Raw genomic sequence first — 22,056 nt, 5'->3', positions numbered from 1 at the left:
AAAGAATTTATTTTTCCATTAATACATCATTTGTTGCTGAAATAAATTTAAAGCGTAAATTGGGGTTTTCCATTTTCCATAGAGGAAGAGCAAATGGAATAAAGTATTGCGATGTAATGATATTAGCCCCTATCTTTATTTCCTCCAGTTCGCTTCCTGTTTTCAACTGTTTTTTCCCCTGTTGAAAGGTGCGAATAATTTGATCCGCAAATGGAATGAAGGCTTTCCCTTTTTCGGTTAAAATAATCCCTCTCCCTTGCCTCTCAAATAGTACTGAATCGAGTTCACTCTCAAGTGTCTTAATTCTTGCCGAAACCGTTGGCTGTGATAAAAACATTGCCTCTGCGGCTTTATGAAAACTATTAAGGTGAACAACATACATAAAAGCTTCAATATGGTCAATATTCATCTTCCCAACTCCTTTTTCCAAAATGAACGCAAAAAGCTCCTGTTCGCTTATCGCGTTCAGGAGCTTTTGGTTGTCCAATCAGCTCATCCTATTATAATAATTCTTTCACCGATTTTAATCCTATAAAACCAATAAGTAAAGGTGTAATTTAATTAACTGAACAATCAACAAGTCACGATATATTTATTGCGATTCATACAACATGGTATTCAAGGAACCTAATACTATTTATGCAGGTAGAGGATTCTAAGTAAATAAAACTAATAGTTCCATTCTCTTTTTGCCCGATTTTAAAAACTAAAGCTTCATGGATTTGGATGGTCACTTGATCATTTATTGTCCACAAGTTATGCACAGAATCCTTATCTATTCTTTGTTCGTCAATCTTTTTTGGACGTTTCGGGACTTTTCCAAGCGGTCCACTTTTTAGGAAATTGATGGACCATCATGTATATGTTATATTTTTTCTCCTTATAAAAGAAAAGAAGGGTCAACCTAATGTAGGGAATTCCAATAATGACATAAGGAAAGAAACTACATGCCTCAACAATAAATTGATAACAATCAATTAAATCAGGGAAAAGCAAACGTTACCTTACGCAAACCTTACTTTCATAAACATGATTTTGGGGATTACCTCAATTAATATACACAAACCTAAATAATAGAGTACCCATATTGAGGAATAAGCCTTTTAATAACAAATGATTTTGATGCTTCCATTCAACCCCACCTTTTTAATGGCGGTATGCTTTGAGGGAATCTAAACGTATTGTATGGATCATAGGTCGTTTTCACTTCTCGAAGCCGTTTGAAATTTTCTCCATAGTACGCAGTTGGCCAATCTTTGATGAGGGTATCCGGCCAATTCACATAGTCACCGGTCGTATACGGAGACAAGGCGTACTTAAGTTCCTTGATCCAATGAATGTTATGCCGCTCTTCTTCTGGATTAGTCCATGTAGCCAAATACTCCTGGGCGATTAAAGCATCCCGATAATAAAATGCCGTTTCCGTTGGTTCCGCACGGCCAGCCGCTCCTCCAAGGGATTGATGCCAAATGGCTGCATTTTCATTTGGAGCGTTTTCCAGAAAATGCTTCATCGTCAAGATTGCTCGCTGAGGAAAAGTTTTTTCAATGAAAGAACCTGACCTCTTACGATGGGCCGGTCGATTTCCACTCGGATCATTAAAGAATCTTACGGCTTCAATGTACGGGACTTCCTTTATCATGACATTTGTTGGTGAACCAGTTTTCGTCAAAGGTTTTAGAAGCTGCTTTAACCTATGTGACGTTCCAACAAATTCACCTTGAGCGATAATTTGGTTTACTTCCTTTGCCTTGAATTCAATTTCAGAAGTTAGACATTCATCAGCTTGAGGGGCCCAATCCTGCCAGGCATTAAACACCGCTTCGAAATCTTTCCACCCCCATGTGACGGAGAAAACCGATACCCTTGATACAGGGTGTACCCTGAAAGTAAGAGAAGTGACTATGCCAAAGTTTCCCCCTCCACCCCCGCAGCATGCCCAAAATAAATCACTATTAATTTTCCTATTTGCTTTAATGAGTTTGGCGCCCATCTTTCCACACGCCCTTACCATTTCTATTTCAACCAGATTGTCACAAGTAAGTCCAAAGCGCCTCGTTAACATCCCTATACCACCGCCAAGCGTAAGACCTACAAGACCTACACCGCTTTCGGTCCCAGCCGGAATCGTCGTTCCATACTTCCATAGCTTATTATATACTTGCCCTAAATCAGCTCCGGCTTCAATTTTTGCGATCATTTTTTCACGATTGACCTTGATCTTATACATTTCACTAATATCAATGATTAGACCGCCGTTCACTAATGAAAAGTTTTCATAACTATGCCTGCCGCTCCTAACCCGGAAAGGTGTATGATTTTCCCGGGCCCACTTCAGTGAATTCAACACATCATTGGTATTTTGACAAAACACAATGACCTTTGGGAATTTAGGAAAACTTAAGTTATTATTTATCCTGGCATGCTCATACTCGGCATCATTAGGTGTAACGATACGCCCGGTAAGCTTTGTTCTTTCCAAAATATAAACCCCTTTCTCAGATGATGTAGAGAATTATATATACTATGAAATTCTTTAGGAAAAGACACATTCTATAGGTGGAAGTGATTTAAAAACAATCCAATTCATACTTTTACCTCAACCTCCGCACTAAAAAGTAGGATATTTAGTTTTTCTATATGATAGAGCATACTTATCTCGCAAGATTTCATTATTTACTTGTGAATTCCACCAATTTACTCGCAAAGACTAAAAAACCCTTAAAACAAAATAACGTTACAATCGCCAGCACTTATTTTAAAATAAATAAAAAAACATGGTCATAAAATAACCATGTTTTCTTTATACTCATATAACTGTGTCTGCACAAAAAGTTATTTATTGATAAATTCTTTGTTGATTTTTTCAGCTTCATCCATGTATTCCGTTTTAATGCCGCTCTTAACTCCCCACCAAAAGAAGCCAAGTGCCAGACATGTAATGACCACCATATCCCAGCCAAATGTAAGAATATTTTTTCCGCCGAACTTCTCACTTCCAATATAAGAAATCAAAATCATACAACCTAAGTAAAGAAGCATCCAAACACCTGATAAAAATTGTTTTTTGAATCCATTCCATTTATTTTTAGCTTGATAATAAAAGTAAATAGGCAGTCCAATGGCAATGATGAAAGCGACTTCTCCTGTTAATGGCCAACGCGCCCAGTATAAAGTAAGCGATGCAAAAACAAATCCGCAAGGTGCAATAATAGAGGCACCTTTTAAGTGAAATGGACGGTTAAAATGTGAAGCGGTACGTCTTAATGTTGCCAATGCAACTGGCCCCATGATATACGAAATAAGTGTGGCAACTGAAATCACTTCTGCAAGTACGCCCCATCCGCGGAATAAAAATAAAAAGATAAAACATACACCTAAGTTTAATAACATCGCTGGACGCGGAACACCATAAAGTGGATGTAATGTACCAAAGATCCTCGGTAAGTACCCATTTTTCTGCATTCCATAAAGCATTCGCGAAGTTGTAGCTGTATAAGTGGCACCTGAACCAGACGGTGAAACAAACGCATCTACAAACAATACAATCGCTAACCAGTTAAGGCTTAGAGCAATTGCCAAATCTGCAAAAGGTGAATTAAAATTCAGATGACTCCATCCGTTCACGATCATTGACGGATCGACTACACCGATAAACACAACTTGTAACATAACGTATATAAAACCTGCAATTAGAATAGAGCCAATAACAGCAATAGGTATAGACTTATTCGGTGACTTCGCTTCACCTGCCATATTAACGGGACTTTGAAATCCGTTAAACGCAAACACTATACCAGAAGTAGCTACTGCTGTTAAAACGCTTGCCCAGCCATATGGTGCGATACCCTGAGAACTTGTAAAGTTTTCACCATGAAATCCAGCAAAAAATAACGATCCTGCCATTACACCTGGAACAATTAATTTAAAAATGGTAATAAATGAATTTGCCTTAGCAAAAAGGTTGACTGTCCAATAGTTGACGAAGAAATAGAACAATAGTAGTAAAGAAGCTATGAATAATCCTTTGGTCGTTAAGATATTGTTATCAACTAAAGAATGAGACCATCTGGCCCATTCCCAAGGCCACGTACTCATATATTGTACTGAAGCAATGGCCTCAACGGTAATAGTCGAAGCGATAGATATCCAGTTCGCCCACGCAGCTAAAAATCCAATAAAAGAGCCATGCGAATATTGAGGATACTTAACCATGCCTCCAGCTTCAGGAAACATTGCCCCAAGCTCTGCGTAAGATAATGCAATAAATAAAATTACCACCATACCGATAATCCAAGAAAAAATAGCTGCTGGTCCAGCAATCTGGGCAGCTTTCCACGCTCCGAACAACCAACCTGAGCCGATAATAGAACCAATACCTGTCATAGTTAAAGCAAAGGTCCCCATCTTTCTATGCATATTACTCATCTCTACCTACACCTCTTCCTAGGAAAATAAAAAACACTTGATCTATAAATCAAGTGTTTGCCCAGGCGCGCGGCTTATACTCTATATGCTCCCCCATGGTACTCCATGTTGCGCCAGTTACATATAGGAAAATAGTTTTTTTAAGTATATAAGATTATTTTAAATTCCACAACACTAAAAAAATATTTATATTTTTTAAATATTACCATTGATTTTTCGGAATTACCTATCAATATTCTTTTGAATTTGAAAAAATTAGGTGAATAAAGTCTCAAAAAACAAACATTCGATTTTTAGAACATATGTTAAAACCTATAATCATTCCCCTAAAACATTATACTTAAAAACCTTAAATAGCCTATATGTGCAAAAATGAACCGTTCATTTTTTACAAATTATATCCCAAAACCATTTACATAGAATTCATGCACTAGTTAGGAAAATCTTATTTTCTGCCAAAGGAAATACTTGAAATACTCCATATCTTTATTAAGAATTTTTTCTACAATAACCAAAAAAAGTCATGCACAAGTTGGGAAAAAGCCTGAGGGATGAAGATTTCTCTTTATCTCTCTTTGTTTTATCCACAATTTATGCACAACTTTAATTAGTGTCTATTATATTTATACTAAGGGGAAACACACTCGGCAAAGCTCGAGTCATGTACGTAGATTAAACAAGATGATCTCCCAAAATCCTTATTATAGAAAAACTCGTATCACTCATCTTTTTATCAAAATGGCACGAGACTTCTTAACTGGAAATCTCATCATCGGATTTAGCATCCAATGGTATTCGTTTATCCATTTTCAGCATGTAATAACTTACTACGACCAATGCTAGGAAAACAATCCCGACAACCAAGGAAATCCTGGTACTTGGATTGATCCACATACCCACCAGCACCATCAGTAAAAAGGCAATTGTCGCATAATTACTGTAAGGGGCAAACGGCATTTTGAACGGATGTTTCTCCATTTCAGCGGCATTTACCTTTCTGAATTTAAGCTCACTGATAAGTATGACAAACCATGGAATCATTCCGGGTAAAACACTCGCACTGTACACATAAAGGAATAATTCCGGCGGTGCAAGGTAATTCAGGACAACCCCGATACCCAATCCTAATAGTACAGCGATCGTACAATATGCCGGCACTCCACTTTTAGATACTTTTGCAAAGATTTTAGGAGCTTGGCCATTCAATGCCAGTGTGTAAAGCATACGCCCTGCACTGAAGATCCCACTGTTGCATCCGGACATTGCCGCAGTGATTACGACAAAGTTAATGATGCCTGCAGCTGCTGTGATACCGATTTTAGCAAAGGTTGAAACGAATGGACTTCCGATGTCATCTAGTTTATCCCATGGATAAACCGTCACGATGACGAATATAGCGCCAATGTAGAAAATTAAAATGCGCCATATGATTGATTGGATCGCTTTTGTTACGGTCTTCGTTGGATTCTTCGCTTCTCCGGCCGCGATGCCGATGAGCTCAACCCCTTGATAGGAAGCCACGACAAGGGAAAGCGCAAAGAAGAATCCTGTCCAGCCTCCCGTAAAGAAGCCGCCATTTGCCCAAAGATTCGATAATCCAATTGCGTCTCCGCCATTCCCTATTCCAAAGAAAATAAGGCCAAGGCCGGCAATGATCATCAATACAATCGTTATTATTTTTATAAGCGCAAACCAAAATTCAAATTCCCCGAAAGATTTTACGGAAATGAGGTTGGCTGCCCCCAAGATGATCATGGCGACCACACCTGGTATCCAAGCTGGTAACTCCGGGAACCAATACTGCATATACATTCCAACGGCGATGATTTCGGACATTCCTACGATTACCCATTGAAACCAATTGCTCCAAGCAGTCATATAACCTGCTAAAGGATGTATATAGCTGCTAGCAAAGGATGCAAAAGAACCCGTAGTCGGTTCTAAATATAGCATCTCCCCCATAGAACGCATGATGAAAAATATAAATATACCTGCGATGGCATATGCAAGCATTACAGAAGGCCCTGTCCATTTGATCGTGCTCGCCGATCCCATAAATAACCCGACCCCAATGGTTCCGCCCAAAGCTATCATTTGAATGTGACGTGCCTCCAGCCCTCTCTTTAATTCCTTGTTTGACATGATTAACTCCCCCAGATGCAATATTAGCAGCAATGCTCTTCCATCCTTACCGCCAATCGACTCTATTTATTATTGTGGTTAGAAATGCCTTATCGTAATCATATAAATAACACTTTAATTTTGTTTTCTTATCTTATAATAGTAAATACTCTGTAAAAACACAAATGTATTTTTCAAAAAAACAGTTGTCAAATATATCTTGGCGATTTTTCCTATCTTAAAATACCTTTTTTAAAAAAAGTGAATCAGTATTTTATAATAGTGATTACATAAAAAAAAAGAGTAGAAAACAATCACTTCTGCTTTGAACCATTCAAAGTCTTTTCAAGTGAACGTTTAAAAAAATTAAAACCATTTCAATGTGTTATAAACCTCCTATAAGACTGGCTAACTCCCAAAAAAAATTGTTGACCTTCAGAAAAATAGATGATAGAATTCCAATATTATTTTATAAGTATAATGAATGCTTCAGCAGTGGAAGATCACCGCAGACAGACATTTTTACACAACCGCATACAAGCAAGCGATGAATGCTATGGATGACACTATAGCAGGAGCAGCTTCTGGAGAGACTGTACAAGATGCAGCGCCGAAGGATTCACAATCTCAGGCAAAAGGACAGAAGAGTAACGAATGATAAATTGTTATTCTGAACCCTTTAAGAGATTGGTATATCCAATCTCTTTTTTTATTGTCCACTTTGTGATTGGACTTAAAACAACACTCGTGAAAACCATTGGCAAGCTGGGTGAAAAAATCACCTCTCTCTCCAAGACCATGCAGGTTTGAAATCATTCACTACCAAGACTATAAAAGACGGGGGCGTACGAATTGGCTAAACAGGAATTAAAAAGAGATTTAAAAAATCGTCATGTACAACTTATTGCAATAGGAGGAACCATTGGAACCGGTTTATTTTTGGGATCCGGAAAAGCCATACAAATGGCAGGTCCATCTATCATCTTCTCCTATCTAATAATTGGAATTGCCTTGTTTTTTGTGATGAGAGCCCTAGGCGAATTGCTCTTATCCAATGCAGGGTATACGTCATTCACTGAATTCGCAACCGAATATGTCGGCCCATGGGCTGGCTTCGTGACCGGTTGGACATATTGGTTCTGTTGGATCATGACCGCAATGGCCGATATCATAGCTGTCGGTGTCTATATACAATACTGGTTCGATATCCCTCAATGGATACCGGCTCTAATATGCCTTGTCATTCTGTTAGGATTGAACCTATTGACCGTTAAGTTATTTGGCGAATTGGAATTCTGGTTTGCCATCATAAAAGTAATCACGATCATCACCTTGATATTCGTAGGAATCATTCTCTTGGCCATCGGCTTCAATACCAATACGGGAACGGTTTCCCTAACGAACCTATGGACTCATGGAGGCATGTTCCCAAATGGAATTTCCGGATTCCTGTTGTCTTTACAGCTGGTCGTCTTCTCCTTTGTAGGTGTCGAATTGGTCGGGGTTTCAGCAGCAGAAACGGCGAACCCGAGAAAGAACATTCCGTCTGCCATCAATAAAATCCCAGTCCGGATTTTACTTTTCTATGTAGGTGCCATATTCGTCATTCTCTGTGTCAACCCTTGGACACAACTGGATGCCACGAGCAGCCCATTTGTAGAAGTCTTTGCGCTAATCGGCATTCCTGTCGCTGCAGGGATCATCAATTTCGTCGTTTTGACATCAGCTGCTTCTGCATGCAACAGCGGTTTATTTTCAACAAGCCGAATACTCTATACGTTAAGCAGGAATGGAGAAGCCCCTGCTAAACTTGAAAAATTAAATCAACAGGCTGTTCCTAGCAATGCCTTATTAACATCAACAATCGTTGTATCACTAGGAGCATTGTTAAGCAAACTGATACCGGAACAGGCATTTACCGTTGTGACAACCATCAGTGCCATCTGTTTCATATGGGTATGGAGCATCATCTTGATCTCACATATCAAATATTCGAAAACACGGCCGGACCTAAGAGCCGAATCAACTTTCAGGGCTCCTTTTACACCCTTTATCAATTACGCCATTTTAGGATTATTCCTGTTCATCCTTATTGTTATGCTATTCGCTGAAGCCACACGGCTATCACTGCTCATGACGCCAATCTGGTTCATGGTCTTGGTGATACTATATAACTATCAGAAAAAAAGATAGTAAAAGGATAAAGCCTTGAACTCAATAAGAATTCAAGGCTTTATCTTTTATCAGCGGCTCTGTTGCTAAAAATATATCAAGCAACTGCATTAAATTTCATATCAAAATAGTGTAAGCTTATATTTATCATCGGTTCCTTATCAAAGAAGGAATATCCGTCATGTATGAATTTTCCATCCAGTTTGGTTCACCCATCCATCAGTGGCACTGAAGTAAAACCCCCATTGTTGGACGTTTCACTTTATTTAAAACGGAGGGGTTTGTTTAATGAAGATTCTATATATCCTTACTCTAGTTCCTTTTATAGGCATACTAGGATTTCTACCTTTTGTTAATAGAATAGAACCTTATGTATTAGGGATGCCTTTCAATATGTTCTGGATGGCTATGTGGGTGGTCCTTACCTCTGCCATCTTGGGCATCATGTATAAGCTGGATCCCCGGAATCGGGAAGGTGACCAGGAATGAATATTGCCCTCATAATCATTTTAGCTTTTTTACTACTATCGATATTTTTAGGCATTCGTTCTTCAAAAGGAAAAGATATGAACTTGGAACAATGGACGGTGGGCGGACGCGGTTTTGGTGCAATATTCGTCTTCCTGCTGATGGCTGGGGAAATCTATACGACCTTCTCCTTCCTTGGCGGCAGCGGCTGGGCCTATGGCAAGGGCGCACCCGCTCTATATGTTCTTATTTACATTACTTTGTCTTACGTATTATCCTATTGGCTCCTTCCTGAAATATGGAAATATGCCAAAGAAAATAAACTGATGTCCCAATCCGATTTTTTTGTAAGCAAATATAAGAGTCCCAGTTTAGGAATTTTGGCTGCGCTTGTTGGTGTGGTGTCGATGATTCCAGTGATCGTCGTGCAGCTGAAAGGATTGGGGATCATTGTCTCAGAGGCATCTTATGGTGCAATCTCAATGTCTGCGGCGGTATGGATGGGGGCAATCGGCCTTACCATTTATGTAATGATTTCCGGTATACACGGCTCAGTCTGGACAGCAGTCATTAAAGATATCATGATGATCGCTATTATAGGATTCTTAGGAATTTATCTGCCCATTCATTACTTTGGTGGATTTCAGCCGATGTTCGAAGCAATTGATGCGGCCAAGCCTGGTTTTCTAAAGTTCCCCGAGCAGGGACTTAGCATATCATGGTTCATCTCCACGGTAATATTGCTCGTATTTGGTTTCTATATGTGGCCCCAAGTTTTCAGCGCGGTTTATTCAGCTCGCAGCGGGAAGGTATTTCGAAAAAATGCCATCATCAGCCCTTTATATACGCTCATGCTGTTATTCGTATTTTTTGTAGGGTTTACAGCTATATTGAAAGTGCCTGGACTCGTAGGGGCAGATGCAGACCTCTCATTGCTGCGCCTTTCGATCGAGACCTTTGACCCATGGTTTATAGGTATAATCGGCGGCGCTGGGTTGCTGACCGCATTGGTGCCGGGATCCATGCTTTTGATGAGCGTCGCTACACTGCTCGCTAAAAACGTCTATAAGGAATTTGCACCTACAGTATCAGATCGCCACGTTGTAAGATTGGCAAAGATCCTTGTGCCAATCATTGCCCTTATAGCCGTCTACTTCACCTTAAACGGCGGCGAAACGATGTCAGCATTAATTCTCATGGGATACAGTCTCATCACACAGCTATTCCCGTCCCTTCTATTTAGTCTGAAGAAGAAAAAGAATCAAATCAATAAATATGGCGCAATCGCCGGTATCCTCACCGGATTGGCCATTGTGATCTGCATTACACTCAGTCATTCAACAATAGGGACCCTGTTTCCATCCTTGCCACAAGCAGCGAAAGATTTGAATGTGGGAATCATCGCCTTGGCATTCAATTTCATTGTGATGATAACGGTAAGTCTTGCCCTCAGGAATCATGCGGTTCAGTTGGAACCAAAATCCGTTAACGATATATGAAGCACTCATTGATGCTGATTATTTTGGAAATCCTGTGAATGAACATCGGAAGGCTCAGTCAAAAGACTGAGCCTTCCTTCGAATAATACAGTAATAATGTCCTTTTTCTTAAGAGTGATTATAGAAAGTTAATAGCCGTCAAAAAACAATGTCTCATAATAAACTACCAATCTTTTTTGTTTATAATCAAATCCCCTATTTTAACTAATAAATTCATCAAGGTTCTGACTACTACCAGACCATCCATAGCTAAATCATATCCACCTTTTAATAAGGCTTCCGGATTAAAGCAAAAAGTAATCGATATTACAAAAGCTATTAAAATCAGGATAAAACCGAACTGAGATCTATTTGACATTAACGTTCCGCCTTATATTATGTATTTTACAAATAATAGCATCGTTTTGGAAATAATCTTCATTTACTATCATTAGGGAAATCTCAGTTGTAATAGAAATCAAAATAAATAGCCACCCTAATAAAGAATGACTATATATTATGAAATATGAACTTTAAAATACATCCCGCATTGCTTTTACTCGCGATTGGAGCAAATACTCGTGAATTCCACGCTTTTACTCGTGAATTTGGAGCAAATACTCGTGAATTCCACGCTTTTACTCGTGAGTTTGGAGCAAATACTCGTGAATTCCATGCTTTTACTCGTGAGTTTGGTGCAAATACTCGTGAATTCCATGCTTTTACTCGTGAGTTTGTGCAAATACTCGTGAGTTTCACGCTTTTACTCGCGATTGGAGCAAATACTCGTGAGTTTCACGCTTTTACTCGCGATTGGAGCAAATACTCGTGAATTCCACACTTTTACTCGTGAGTTTGGTGCAAATACTCGTGAATTCCATGCTTTTACTCGTGAGTTTGGTGCAAATACTCGTGAGTTTCATGCTTTTACTCGTGAGTTTGGAGCAAATACTCGTGAATTTAATGCCCGTTAAAACTCATAACTTAGTAATCCACTAAAGCCTTCCTTCCATCATTCAATGTTTTAACCATTTCCTTATACTCTGCAACGCTTGTTCCAGTTTTTGTTTTCTATTTACAATCATCCTCGAAACCTCTTTCGGGCTGGGCCCGCCTTGAATGCTTCTAATTTCCACAAAGTATTCAGGAGAGATGATTTTTTTCCATTCGTCTTCAGTTAAATTCACTGCAACGAATTCATTGATGATCTTGTTGATTTCTTGTGTGTCCCAATCATATAGCTCTTTCCCTTCACTTATCGACCGTTTTGCAATTGTACTTGCTATGGAATGGGCTTTTCTAAATGATATCTCGTAATCTCTTGATAGGGTATCAGCTAATTCAGTAACCGTTATACTGGATTTTGCGGCCATTTTTTTTGTATGTTCTTCATTTACTTTCAATGTTGATATGACTGCATACATTAGTTTCATGACACGGCCTGCATTCGAAAAAGCCCGATATAAATGCGGCTGTAAATCATCTTCCGTATCGACGATATCACCAAATGGTGTGTTGTGGATCATATTCATTGCAGCAAGTGCATCACCATACGCACTGCTTGCAATCGAACGGGAATGTTCAATTGATACTGGGTTTCTTTTTTGCGGCATGATGCTGCTAACTTGAACATAAGGATCTGCCACATGAAATGTACCAAACTCCCTTGTCACATGCTGCAAGAAATCTTGAATCCACCTCCCAGTATTAACCATGCACGTCATAATGGCAGTTGCGGTTTCCAATAAATAATCAGCCCCGCCTATCGAGTCATAGGAATTTTCAACAACCGCCTCAAACCCAAGCAGTTCAGCGGTACGGTTGCGGCTGATTGGAAAACCAGTAGTTGTTAACGCAGCCGCGCCCAGGGGGGATTGGTTCACCGTTTCATAGGCTGCCCATAACCGTCCAATATCCCTTTGAAGAACGTCATAAATGGCTAAAAAATAATGGCCTAATGTAGTCGGCTGAGCCGGTTGGGTATGCGTGTAACCAGTAATATAGGTTTCTATATGTTTTTCTGCCTGCACCAAGAATGCCTCGCTCAATTGGTTTGCATAGCCGATCAATTGGAGAAGATGACCTCTTATAACAAGCCGATACATCGCAACTCCCATATCATTACGGCTGCGGCCGATATGAATCTTTCCTGCGAGCTCGTGACCGATTTCCTCGCCAATCTTTGCCTCCATCATGAAAAATAAGTCTTCGAATTGAGGTTGATAGGTCAGGAGAGTGAGATCTGTTTGAGCCACTTTCCGAATCCCCTCCAGCATGGTTTTCGCTTCTTCTTCTTTAATGATCTTTTGTTCCGAAAGCATGATGACATGTGCCCGATGAATATCGAACATAACATGAAATAAGTAATCTCTTTGATCATTAAAAACAGGCATTAAAAGCTCTTCTGCATATGTTTTTCCGGGAAAAACACTGCCTTCATTTTTGATAAATTCTTCAAGCTTACTCATCTTTGAACCTCCGATTTATAAAGCTTTTTCCGCTTTGATTCCAAAAAACTTGTTCGAAATAAAAAGAACGATAACTATCAGCGTGATTTGAATCATCCCATAGGCAGCTGCCTGCCCCATATTGAACATCCGAAGCTGATTCATGATTTCAATAGATATCGGTCTGTTTGAAATCGTGTACAACAGGACTGAGGTTGGGAATTCTCCTACAGACTCTATAAAGGCTAATAATGCACCTGATAAAACACCAGGCAAAATAATCGGTAATATGACCTTTCTGAAGGTATAAAACCACTTTGCCCCCAAGTTTCTTGCCGCTTCCTCAATTGAGTCATCAAGCTGCTCCAGAACGGCGTTAGTTGAGCGAACAACAAGGGGAATATGTCTGATGAAATAGGCAAGGGGCAAAATCCAAAATGTTCCTACTAATATTTGACCGAAAGAAAAAACGCTAGGTTCATTAAATGCGAATATCAAGTTCATCCCAATAACCGTTGCAGGCAAGGCCCACGGAATCATGACTAGGATATCAATAAAGCTTTTCCCGACGAATTTCCGTTTGACAAGAACATAGGACGCGATGACCCCAAACACCAAATTTGCTAGTGTGGCAATAACAGCCATCAGTAAACTATTTCGTAACGGTTTAAAGATATTGGGGTCTTCAAACAAAAGTCGGTAATTTTCCGCATTAAATACTGTCGGGTACGTTTGAAACGTCCAGGTTCCATCCGGCACAAGCGAAAGCAATAGAATCGTAAAGTGCGGTAAAAGCAGAATAAGTACGCCGATGATACCCGTTCCGACCATCACCCACTTCATAAATGGATTTTTCACTTCACTCCTGTGTGCCCCAATCCCTTTCGAAGCCATTCGGTAATCTTTCCTATTCTGATACCAACGCATGAATAATAGAAATGAAATTGAAACAATGGATAGAATGACGGATTGAGTAGCAGCAATTTCCATATCACCATTGATTTTCGAAAAATAAATTTGCAGGCTCAACACCCTGTACCCGCCAGCTAATAGAAACGGGGCACTGAAAGAAGCCATTGATATCATGAAAACAAGTAAAGAAGCGGCAACGATGGCAGGTGTCAATAATGGAAATGTCACCTTCCAAAAAACCTTGAATTTATTTGCGCCTAAGTTATATGCAGCTTCTTCCAGGGACGGATCAATTTTATTGATTGCAGCGGATACGGTCATATAAAAATAGACATACATCGTATAGGCATGCACGATCAGGATTCCTGATACCCCGCCAATTTTAAATGGAACTTTATCGAGACCGAACATATCCTTGATAGCATTTGGAATTAATCCCGATTCTCCATATAAAAACATAAAGGCCATAACCCCCACCAATGATGGAAGAACAATCGGCAAAATCGCAGCTGATGAAAAGAAGCTTCTGCCTGGAAAATCGTAACGGTTAAAAATGAATGCGAGCGGAATGCCAATCAAGGCACTGACCAATACACTCAATATGGATATATAAACAGATTTCCATAGAGCCTCTAAGTTCGTTTTTGATTCCTGTACGAAGAAGTCCTGATAATTCCCCAGTGATATCGATCCGTCTTTTTGCAAACTTTCTATAAAGGTCCTCAACGATGGGTAGAGAACATAAGCCACGAGCACTAATACAACTGGTATTAAGAGCCAAATCGTTAGTCTAGTATCACGATTTTTAATCATGGAGCATCACCGCTTATGACAGGGATAAGGCGCAGCTGTTTCCCAGGAAGTTGAACATATACTTCCTTCCCTTGATAAAAGTATCCAAATTCATGAGTATTAAATACATCCACCCTTAATAACACGTTTTGAACATCCACCATGACATTTACTACAGATCCAAAGAATTGGACGGAATTGATTTTACCTTTAAAGATATTCATTCCCTCTTCGGCCACATCGAGAATTCTGATTGCTTCAGGACGAATCGAAACAGCAAGGTCATAATCAGTCTGCAGAATAGAAATTCCTTCACTAACTTGATTTTGCACATTGAATTTAATCGGTTGTTCACTGTTTTTTAGGGTTACCACTATATTATCTTGTTGAACTTTTTCGAATTGAACGGGCAATAGATTAATCTCACCTATGAAACTCGCCACGAAATCATTGGCCGGCCGATTATAAATTTCTGCCGGCGTCCCGACCTGGTGGCATACACCATAATTGAACACAGCGATCCGATCACTCATGGACAATGCCTCAGCTTGATCATGTGTGACATAAATGGTGGTAATCTTAAAATCACGCTGCAGCCTTAAGATTTCTACCCTCATTTCATCACGAAGCTTGGCATCCAGATTACTTAATGGTTCATCCAGCAGCAATATTTCCGGTTCAATAACCAGGGCCCTGGCAAGGGCAACACGCTGCTGCTGTCCTCCGCTTAACTGGCTCACTTGACGACTCGAGTAGCTCTCCAGCCTGACTTTGCGAAGTGCATCCAGCACTTTCCCCTTTAAATCGCTTGAAGAAACTTTTCTCACGCGCAAACCAAATGCAACATTTTCAAATACAGTCATGTGGGGAAAGAGGGCATAGTTTTGAAATACCATGCCTGTATTCCTTTTCTCCGGAGGTACACGCGTCATATCTTTGTCGCCAAATCGGACGACGCCTTTTGTTGGATAATAAAAACCGGCAATCATCCGAAGCGTTGTCGTTTTACCGCAGCCACTTGGGCCAAGAAAGGTAAAAAACTCGCCTTCTTTGATTTCCAGATTTAAATGATCAACAGCTATCGTTTTCCCGAAGGCTTTTTGGACATTCTCTATTTTTATTGACGCCATCCAACGACACTTCCTTATTCTTTAATTTCTTTATCCCCACTTTTAATATTTTCGTCCCAATATTTCATCCACTCGTCACCTTTTTCTTGGAATGCGTTCCAATCAATATCCATCGCTTTAATTTCTGTATCCGTGATCCATTCAGGTAAATCCTTCACATCACTTCTGGTCGGAATCCTGTAAAAGTCTTCTGCCAAAATCTTTGCGGTTTCTTGTGAATTCACAAACTCATAAAACGCTTCAGCCGCTTTGGGATGTTTGGCACCTTCAACGATGGCAATTCCTTCTGTCAATACTGGCGTTCCGCTTTCAGGAATGACGAACTCAAACGGATAATTTTTATTTTCTTTCAGCATGACAACATCCGGCATTGCCCAAACGGAAAGCGAGCCCTCTCCTTTTGCCACCTTGTTATACATCATTTCTGGATTGGCTGAATATTCCTTTGTATTTTGGTCGAGCTTCTTTAACCAGTCATATCCTTCTTGTGGATCATTTGTATCCTTATACGTACGATAGATCATCGCAGAAAAAATTGTCCTCATCGTCCCGGAGGCTAGCGGATAGCGGATGATGATTTCATCTTTCCACTTCGGATCAAGCAGCTCATCCCAATCTTTCGGCACTTCGGCTTTGGATAGTTCTTTGCTGTTGTACATGATTACTTCCGGTGTCTGGCTCGTTCCCGTCCAATACCATTCCGGATCGCGGAATCCTTCATCGAGACTATCGGAATAGGTAGGCTTATAAGCAGCTAGCAGCCCCTCATCCTTTGCTTGATTGAAGTTTGTGGAAGGTGCTCCCCACCAAACGTCTGCTTGCGGATTATTCTTTTCTGAGCGAACACGGTCAAGGATTTCCTGTGACCCCATGTCAAGCCACTCAACATCAATGCCATATTTACCTTCGAACTGCTTTTCGAATTTTGATAAAATATCTTTGCCATGCGGTGAATAAACGACGATTTTATCTTCCAACTCACCTTTTTCTCCCTTGGCACCGCCAGCATCCGAATTCGTTTTCGTATCTGTACCGTTACATCCTGAAAACAATATTGCTGCCGATAAAGTCAGTACTGAAACAAGCGACTTTTTCCTGTTTTTCATTATTAATCCCCCTCATCATGAAAATTCAAAATGCTATCATGTTCCCTTAAGAATAGGGAAACCGCGCCTAATACTCCTGCGTTTTCTCCCAGTTGTGAAATTTTCATTTCTACTAAACTTGGAAGATATCGATCAACGATTTCACGAACTCTAGGTAAAATGTATTCAGATGAATTTAATACACCACCTCCTAAAATGATTACATCTGGATTTAGCAAACTAGCCGCATTGACAATTCCGCAGGCTAAATGTTCGATTGCTTCATTAATGACGGCCATGGCTGTCGTGTCCCCTTTTTTCGCGGACAAAAAGGCATCTTCCCCTGTCAGTTCGGAAGACTTGGCCCGTTCAAATAAAGAATGCTGAGGATCTTTGAGAACAGCTCTCGTAAAATGACCGCCAATCGATTTTCCTCCTGCGACACTTTCCAAATAACCGTATCTATGGAAAATCGGCTTGAATTCACGCTTCATATCCTCTTTGTCCGTCACCATATATCCCATCTCCCCAGCTGCACTGGAAGCCCCTCTGTATAACTGGTTATTCAAGATAATGCCGCTTCCTATACCGGTTCCAACCGCAATGAACAACAAATTTCGCTTATTTTGTGCATTACCCAGCCACTGTTCACCGAGGGCTGCCGCGTTTACATCATTGTCGAGAAAAATAGGGAAATCAAAATACCGTTTCGCTTCGGCTATAAACGGATATTGAACCCATCCTAAACTCGGTGCCTCTATGACTAATCCGCTTGCCGTTTGCGTTATACCAGGAATCCCAACCCCCATCCCTAATATCCTGTTTTTCACAATCTGATTCTTTGCAATTAACCGTTCCGTTTCAATCGCCATTTGTTTAAGAAGACCTGATTGCAAATAATTTTTTGTTGAAAAACTAGTTTCAGCAAGGATTTTCCCACTTAAATCACATAAAACGATTTTCACTTTCGTCCCGCCAATATCAGTCCCAATGATATAGGCAGCCTTCTCATTGAAAAAGAGCTGGATAGGCCTCCTCCCACCTTGAGAAGAGGACTCTCCAATCCCTTTCTCAAATACCCATTTCTCCTGTATAAGCTCATCCACAGCCAGAGAAACAGTCGGTTTACTCAACTGAAGCTTAACGGCGATTTCCGCTCTTGAAATGGGTGAACATTGTTGAATGCATTGAATGATCCTTTTTTTATTAGCATATTTTTGATGACTGGGTGTTCTTTTAAAACTCATCACATCACGGCCTTACATCATTTAGTTAGTAATTCTTCCTAATTAAGTAAAAATATAACTTAAAGGGATTTAACACACAAGTTATTTTTCCAATTTTTAAAATATTCTTATTTTAATAGTTACTTCGCATTATTTACATTTATAACCATCAGTGATATTTATTAGATATGTTTTTTCCGTCTGGTTGGTTAGAAAATATTACTAACCTACATTAATTTCTTCACAAAAGTTTAGGTATTTTAGTTGAAGGAGGTTCAAAGAAAAATGAAAAAAGCTCTGGTATCTTTGCTTTCTCTTTGGTTCGTTCTTGCATCATTTCCGCTCGGGGGCAGCGCTGCAAAAACGGAGAAAGCCAACGTTGAGTTATGGAATGCAGTCAAGCCACTCGAGACGACCGTGACATTCTTAAACAGCGGAGCCCATCCAGATGATGAACGAAGTGACTTTCTCGCTTATCTATCGAGAGGATTAGGTGTGAAGACATCCAGCCTGATTGCAAATCGGGGTGAAGGGGGACAAAATGAAATTGGGGATGAACTGGACAATGCTCTTGGAATCATCCGTTCAAGGGAAATGATAGAAGCTGCAAAAATCACTGGAGTGAAGGCGTATCATCTAAGTGAAACAACCTCTGATCCCATTTATGATTTCGGCTTCTCTAAAACACCAGGGGAAACATTAGAAAAGTGGGGTGAGGAACTCACGTATGAACGGCTTATCCGCTTTATTCGAACGTATCAGCCTGATATATTAATGCCTTCCTTCCAAAATGATGATACCCAGCATGGACATCATCGAACAATGACAATCTTAAGTGAACGTGCCTTTAAGGATGCCGCTGATCCAACTGTTTTTCCACAACAATTGAAACAAGGTCTATCTGTATGGCAAGTGAGAAAGTTATATTTACCTGTTTCCTCCACAGATCAAGCAACCACTTCGATTGAAATCGGAAAATATGATCCAATATACGGTATGACTTACCCGCAGCTTGGGGAACAATCCCGCTATCTTCATAAAAGCCAAGGCATGGGTTCTGATATTCCTGCAGCACCTCGACAGATCCATCTGGATTTGAAACAAAGTGCCGTTGATACAAAAAAACAGTCGGACCTTTTTGCAGGTGTACCTTATAATTTTACAGAATGGGCTGAAAAACTCCCTCACTCAGCATCAAAGTTAAAGGGTGAATTTAAATACTTACAACGAAATTTGGATGCCGTTATTGCGGCTTATCCAAATGATAAACGTGTTTTTTCAGCATCCCAAACAGCGCTCTCCAATGTTCGTTCAATTATTGCGCAAATCAAAAAAGAAAAGCTAAGCCCTGCCACGAAGAACGACTTGATTCATAAGCTCTCATTAAAAGATGAGCAATTGCAAAACGTAAGTTATGTCTCCTCAGGACTGGATATTCAAGCTAAAGCTGCTTCAATGATTCTTACAAAAGGCCAAATTACGAACGTAACCGTAACCTTGAAGAATAACGGGAAACAAACATTGAAAAAAGTCGCGGCTGCATTGAACGTGCCTAAAGGATGGACAGCTAAAACAAAATCTAAAGAAATCAATCTAAAACCAAATGAATCAGCAAAAATAACCTACCAGGTTAAAGTCCCAGAAGATGCAGCTTATTACCATGCTTATGATGAATCAACCATTACAACCAATATTTCTTATAAATACGGCAGCACCAAAACTGCCATAAAGGAAGAATTGGATGGAACGATAGCTGTCCTTCCTGACGTTGGCCTTACCCTATCTCCTGAAGATATCGTGGTAAATACAATAGATGTAAAAGAAGAAATACCAGTGACCGTAACCTTGAAAAATTATACAGAGGGAAAGACATCAGCAAAGGTCGCTTTGAAAATCCCTGAAAATTGGGAAGTTCATCCTAAAAAAGCCACCGTATCATTTAATGAAAAATCAGAAGAAAAACAAGTGAAGTTCACCCTCACACCACCGAAGGCAATTCAAAATGGGGAATATCAGGTTAAGGCAGTTGCCACTGTCAATGGAAAAACCTTTGATTCAACCATCCAGGAAATTTCCTATGACCATATCGGAACATTCTATTACCAATACCCAGCAGCCATCAACACCGTTGCATTTGAGCTTTTAATGCCGGCTTCATTAAAAGTGGGTTACATTGAAAGTGGATTTGATAAAGTGGCAGATTACTTAAGCAATGCAGGCCTTAACATTACAAAGTTAACAGCAGCTGATTTAGCAGAAGGTGATTTGAGCCAATACGACACGATCGTTACAGGCATACGTGCCTATCTATCCAGGGAAGATTTGAAGGCAAATAACGCTCGCTTACTTGAATATGTGGAAAATGGCGGTCATCTCGTCGTTCAATACCATAAACCTGGTGATGGATGGGATGCCCTGAAGACTGCCCCATATCCACTTACCCTCGGGAATCCTTCCATTCGCTGGCGGGTAACAGATGAAAATGCCGCGGTAAACGTCTTGAAACCAGAATCAGCGCTTTTTAATTATCCAAATAAAATAACATCGGACGACTGGAACAATTGGGTTCAAGAAAGAGGATTGTACTTCCCAATGAAATGGGATGATCGATTTGAAACGTTCATTTCCATGGCTGATCCGAATGAAGAACCATTTGATGGCGGAATCCTTATGGCAAAATACGGTAAAGGCACCTACCTTTACACGAACCTTGTCCTATACAGACAAATTCAAGGTCAGGTTCCAGGCGGATATCGAATCATGACGAACCTGATTAGTTATGGGCAGTAAATAGGGAAGAAACCTATGCAAGTGTTGACTGCATAGGTTTCTTTTTTCTGATGTTTGCCCAATTGAAGCTTTACTAGATTTCCGATTTCCCTGCCTACGATTAAAAGAGGCTGTTTTGTCAGCGGTGATTAAAGACTCCAAATTTTGAGGTGCATCTTCAAATATATACTTAATATCTTCAACGAATACCTCTCCTCTTAAATATTCATTAGAGGGAACCTTTCGCTTTGATTGTAGGAAAACTACCCAACAACATCAAAAGGAGGGCTGTGCTTTTAAACAGCCCTCCTTTTTTTGGTATCAGATTCAATAATTAAGCTTTTGGGATGATTGGGATGCACAGGCACCGAAACAAAGCTGGAATTTTTGATTATAGTCATTAAATCAATATCTTGTCTTGAATGATTATATTAAGTTTTCCTACAATGATTCCTAACAATAAATTGTTTAATCTTGCTTTCTCAATCAAATTCAGAACCCACTTACACCATGAAATTTCTTCTTCATCTAACATACTCCTTCTATTAAAAAGAATATAACCACCAAAATGTTTAGATGTCATTTCTAACCCATTCTTCCCATGTGTTTGTTCAATTCTAGCTATATTTTCATCTCGCAAAGCCACGGTTTGTTCTAATTTAGCAATTCGGTCCTGAATTAATTTTTTCGCATTTTCTTCATTCGATAACCAAATCGAATACATCTTAATAAGAAATTCATCTCGAATGATCGGATCAGAAGGCGATTCAGTGACCCATTTTTCCAGAGTTTCTCTTCCCTTTTCTGTGAGTGAATATATTTTCTTATCAGGTTTACCCGTTTGTTCAATATGTTCAAATTCCAAAAGCCCATTCTTCTCCATTTTAGTTAACAGAGGATATATTTGACTATGCTTCGCAGGCCATAATACCTCTAAATATCCAACTAATTGATAGCCGGAACATGGATTTCTACCAAGCGAACTAAGTATCGCATATCCAAGAGTATTCATCTAATCCCCCTTCATC

The 22,056-nt window shown here is 39.8% G+C and carries 16 protein-coding genes, 1 pseudogene and 2 riboswitches; of the genes and pseudogenes, 6 read left to right on the top strand and 11 right to left on the bottom strand.

Features of this window, described 5'->3' with window-relative positions; genetic code table 11:
- Positions 1–10: 10 nt before the first annotated feature.
- The 4 genes and pseudogenes from ACFX4L_RS08585 to ACFX4L_RS08570 form a co-directional block, all read right to left on the bottom strand.
- A pseudogene (locus tag ACFX4L_RS08585) lies at positions 11–409 on the bottom strand (LysR family transcriptional regulator); the annotation flags it as partial.
- Positions 410–1,132: 723 nt separating this feature from the next.
- Positions 1,133–2,482 carry an FAD-binding oxidoreductase gene (locus tag ACFX4L_RS08580; protein ID WP_377383600.1) on the bottom strand — a complete coding sequence of 450 codons (1,350 nt, stop codon included), beginning with the start codon at positions 2,480–2,482 and terminating at the stop codon, positions 1,133–1,135.
- 353 nt (positions 2,483–2,835) lie between these two features.
- Complete coding sequence (locus ACFX4L_RS08575) at positions 2,836–4,428, bottom strand: glutamate/serine transporter AimA (protein WP_289338198.1); 1,593 nt, start codon at positions 4,426–4,428, stop codon at positions 2,836–2,838.
- 52 nt (positions 4,429–4,480) lie between these two features.
- Positions 4,481–4,559, bottom strand: a riboswitch (ZMP/ZTP riboswitch).
- A gap of 622 nt (positions 4,560–5,181) precedes the next feature.
- Positions 5,182–6,570 carry an amino acid permease gene (locus ACFX4L_RS08570; protein WP_284471787.1) on the bottom strand — a complete coding sequence of 463 codons (1,389 nt, stop codon included), beginning with the start codon at positions 6,568–6,570 and terminating at the stop codon, positions 5,182–5,184.
- Between the two features lie 553 nt (positions 6,571–7,123).
- A riboswitch (glycine riboswitch) is annotated at positions 7,124–7,202 on the top strand.
- 199 nt (positions 7,203–7,401) lie between these two features.
- Between ACFX4L_RS08570 and ACFX4L_RS08565 the strand changes: the two genes are divergently transcribed.
- The 3 genes from ACFX4L_RS08565 to ACFX4L_RS08555 all read left to right on the top strand — a co-directional run bounded on the left by ACFX4L_RS08565 (position 7,402) and on the right by ACFX4L_RS08555 (position 10,688).
- Positions 7,402–8,742, top strand: a complete 1,341-nt coding sequence (locus ACFX4L_RS08565; RefSeq protein WP_061461661.1) for an amino acid permease — start codon at positions 7,402–7,404, stop codon at positions 8,740–8,742.
- 267 nt (positions 8,743–9,009) lie between these two features.
- The gene (locus ACFX4L_RS08560) at positions 9,010–9,210 is read left to right on the top strand and encodes a DUF3311 domain-containing protein (protein WP_061461660.1); all 201 of its coding nucleotides are present in this window, start codon (positions 9,010–9,012) and stop codon (positions 9,208–9,210) included.
- Complete coding sequence (locus ACFX4L_RS08555; protein ID WP_377404743.1) at positions 9,207–10,688, top strand: sodium:solute symporter family protein; 1,482 nt, start codon at positions 9,207–9,209, stop codon at positions 10,686–10,688. The genes ACFX4L_RS08560 and ACFX4L_RS08555 overlap by 4 nt, the downstream gene beginning before the upstream one ends.
- 163 nt (positions 10,689–10,851) lie before the next feature.
- Here the strand turns inward: ACFX4L_RS08555 and ACFX4L_RS08550 are convergent, their stop codons facing one another.
- Positions 10,852–11,046, bottom strand: a complete 195-nt coding sequence (locus tag ACFX4L_RS08550; protein WP_377404740.1) for a hypothetical protein — start codon at positions 11,044–11,046, stop codon at positions 10,852–10,854.
- 147 nt (positions 11,047–11,193) lie between these two features.
- On the opposite strand from ACFX4L_RS08550, the gene ACFX4L_RS08545 reads away from it, so the two are divergent.
- A complete protein-coding gene (locus ACFX4L_RS08545; RefSeq protein WP_377404737.1) occupies positions 11,194–11,499 on the top strand; it encodes a hypothetical protein in 306 nt (101 codons plus the stop codon).
- Positions 11,456–11,641 (top strand): hypothetical protein, encoded by a 186-nt coding sequence (locus ACFX4L_RS08540; RefSeq protein ID WP_377404735.1) that lies wholly within the window; start codon positions 11,456–11,458, stop codon positions 11,639–11,641. The genes ACFX4L_RS08545 and ACFX4L_RS08540 overlap by 44 nt, the downstream gene beginning before the upstream one ends.
- A gap of 42 nt (positions 11,642–11,683) precedes the next feature.
- Here the strand turns inward: ACFX4L_RS08540 and argH are convergent, their stop codons facing one another.
- From argH to ACFX4L_RS08515, 5 genes are read right to left on the bottom strand one after another with little or no spacing between them, the layout of a single operon-like run.
- The gene (gene argH, locus ACFX4L_RS08535) at positions 11,684–13,135 is read right to left on the bottom strand and encodes an argininosuccinate lyase (RefSeq protein WP_377404732.1); all 1,452 of its coding nucleotides are present in this window, start codon (positions 13,133–13,135) and stop codon (positions 11,684–11,686) included.
- Positions 13,136–13,150: 15 nt separating this feature from the next.
- Positions 13,151–14,839, bottom strand: a complete 1,689-nt coding sequence (locus ACFX4L_RS08530; protein ID WP_377404729.1) for an ABC transporter permease — start codon at positions 14,837–14,839, stop codon at positions 13,151–13,153.
- Positions 14,836–15,948 carry an ABC transporter ATP-binding protein gene (locus ACFX4L_RS08525; RefSeq protein ID WP_377383614.1) on the bottom strand — a complete coding sequence of 371 codons (1,113 nt, stop codon included), beginning with the start codon at positions 15,946–15,948 and terminating at the stop codon, positions 14,836–14,838. The genes ACFX4L_RS08530 and ACFX4L_RS08525 overlap by 4 nt, the downstream gene beginning before the upstream one ends.
- A 14-nt stretch (positions 15,949–15,962) precedes the next feature.
- Complete coding sequence (locus tag ACFX4L_RS08520) at positions 15,963–17,054, bottom strand: extracellular solute-binding protein (protein WP_377404726.1); 1,092 nt, start codon at positions 17,052–17,054, stop codon at positions 15,963–15,965.
- Between the two features lie 2 nt (positions 17,055–17,056).
- A complete protein-coding gene (locus ACFX4L_RS08515) occupies positions 17,057–18,280 on the bottom strand; it encodes an ROK family transcriptional regulator (protein WP_377383620.1) in 1,224 nt (407 codons plus the stop codon).
- Between the two features lie 264 nt (positions 18,281–18,544).
- On the opposite strand from ACFX4L_RS08515, the gene ACFX4L_RS08510 reads away from it, so the two are divergent.
- Positions 18,545–21,049 carry an NEW3 domain-containing protein gene (locus tag ACFX4L_RS08510; protein WP_377404724.1) on the top strand — a complete coding sequence of 835 codons (2,505 nt, stop codon included), beginning with the start codon at positions 18,545–18,547 and terminating at the stop codon, positions 21,047–21,049.
- Between the two features lie 379 nt (positions 21,050–21,428).
- On the opposite strand, the gene ACFX4L_RS08505 is transcribed toward ACFX4L_RS08510, so the two are convergent.
- Positions 21,429–22,040 carry a PadR family transcriptional regulator gene (locus tag ACFX4L_RS08505; protein ID WP_284471795.1) on the bottom strand — a complete coding sequence of 204 codons (612 nt, stop codon included), beginning with the start codon at positions 22,038–22,040 and terminating at the stop codon, positions 21,429–21,431.
- Positions 22,041–22,056: the final 16 nt, after the last annotated feature.

The organism is Peribacillus sp. YIM B13482, assembly GCF_042787975.1.
Lineage (GTDB): Bacteria > Bacillota > Bacilli > Bacillales > DSM-1321 > Peribacillus > Peribacillus simplex_A.
This window is presented reverse-complemented; position numbering and strand designations above follow the sequence as displayed.

What these genes read in the sequence shown, in the direction of transcription:
- ACFX4L_RS08570 (WP_284471787.1), bottom strand. Translation starts at nt 6,570, where the DNA reads ATGTCAAACAAGGAATTAAAGAGAGGGCTGGAGGCACGTCACATTCAA.
- ACFX4L_RS08545 (WP_377404737.1), top strand. Translation starts at nt 11,194, where the DNA reads ATGAACTTTAAAATACATCCCGCATTGCTTTTACTCGCGATTGGAGCA.
- ACFX4L_RS08530 (WP_377404729.1), bottom strand. Translation starts at nt 14,839, where the DNA reads ATGATTAAAAATCGTGATACTAGACTAACGATTTGGCTCTTAATACCA.
- ACFX4L_RS08525 (WP_377383614.1), bottom strand. Translation starts at nt 15,948, where the DNA reads ATGGCGTCAATAAAAATAGAGAATGTCCAAAAAGCCTTCGGGAAAACG.
- ACFX4L_RS08505 (WP_284471795.1), bottom strand. Translation starts at nt 22,040, where the DNA reads ATGAATACTCTTGGATATGCGATACTTAGTTCGCTTGGTAGAAATCCA.
- ACFX4L_RS08510 (WP_377404724.1), top strand. Translation starts at nt 18,545, where the DNA reads ATGAAAAAAGCTCTGGTATCTTTGCTTTCTCTTTGGTTCGTTCTTGCA.
- ACFX4L_RS08575 (WP_289338198.1), bottom strand. Translation starts at nt 4,428, where the DNA reads ATGAGTAATATGCATAGAAAGATGGGGACCTTTGCTTTAACTATGACA.
- ACFX4L_RS08555 (WP_377404743.1), top strand. Translation starts at nt 9,207, where the DNA reads ATGAATATTGCCCTCATAATCATTTTAGCTTTTTTACTACTATCGATA.
- ACFX4L_RS08520 (WP_377404726.1), bottom strand. Translation starts at nt 17,054, where the DNA reads ATGAAAAACAGGAAAAAGTCGCTTGTTTCAGTACTGACTTTATCGGCA.
- ACFX4L_RS08550 (WP_377404740.1), bottom strand. Translation starts at nt 11,046, where the DNA reads ATGTCAAATAGATCTCAGTTCGGTTTTATCCTGATTTTAATAGCTTTT.
- ACFX4L_RS08515 (WP_377383620.1), bottom strand. Translation starts at nt 18,280, where the DNA reads ATGAGTTTTAAAAGAACACCCAGTCATCAAAAATATGCTAATAAAAAA.
- argH (WP_377404732.1), bottom strand. Translation starts at nt 13,135, where the DNA reads ATGAGTAAGCTTGAAGAATTTATCAAAAATGAAGGCAGTGTTTTTCCC.
- ACFX4L_RS08560 (WP_061461660.1), top strand. Translation starts at nt 9,010, where the DNA reads ATGAAGATTCTATATATCCTTACTCTAGTTCCTTTTATAGGCATACTA.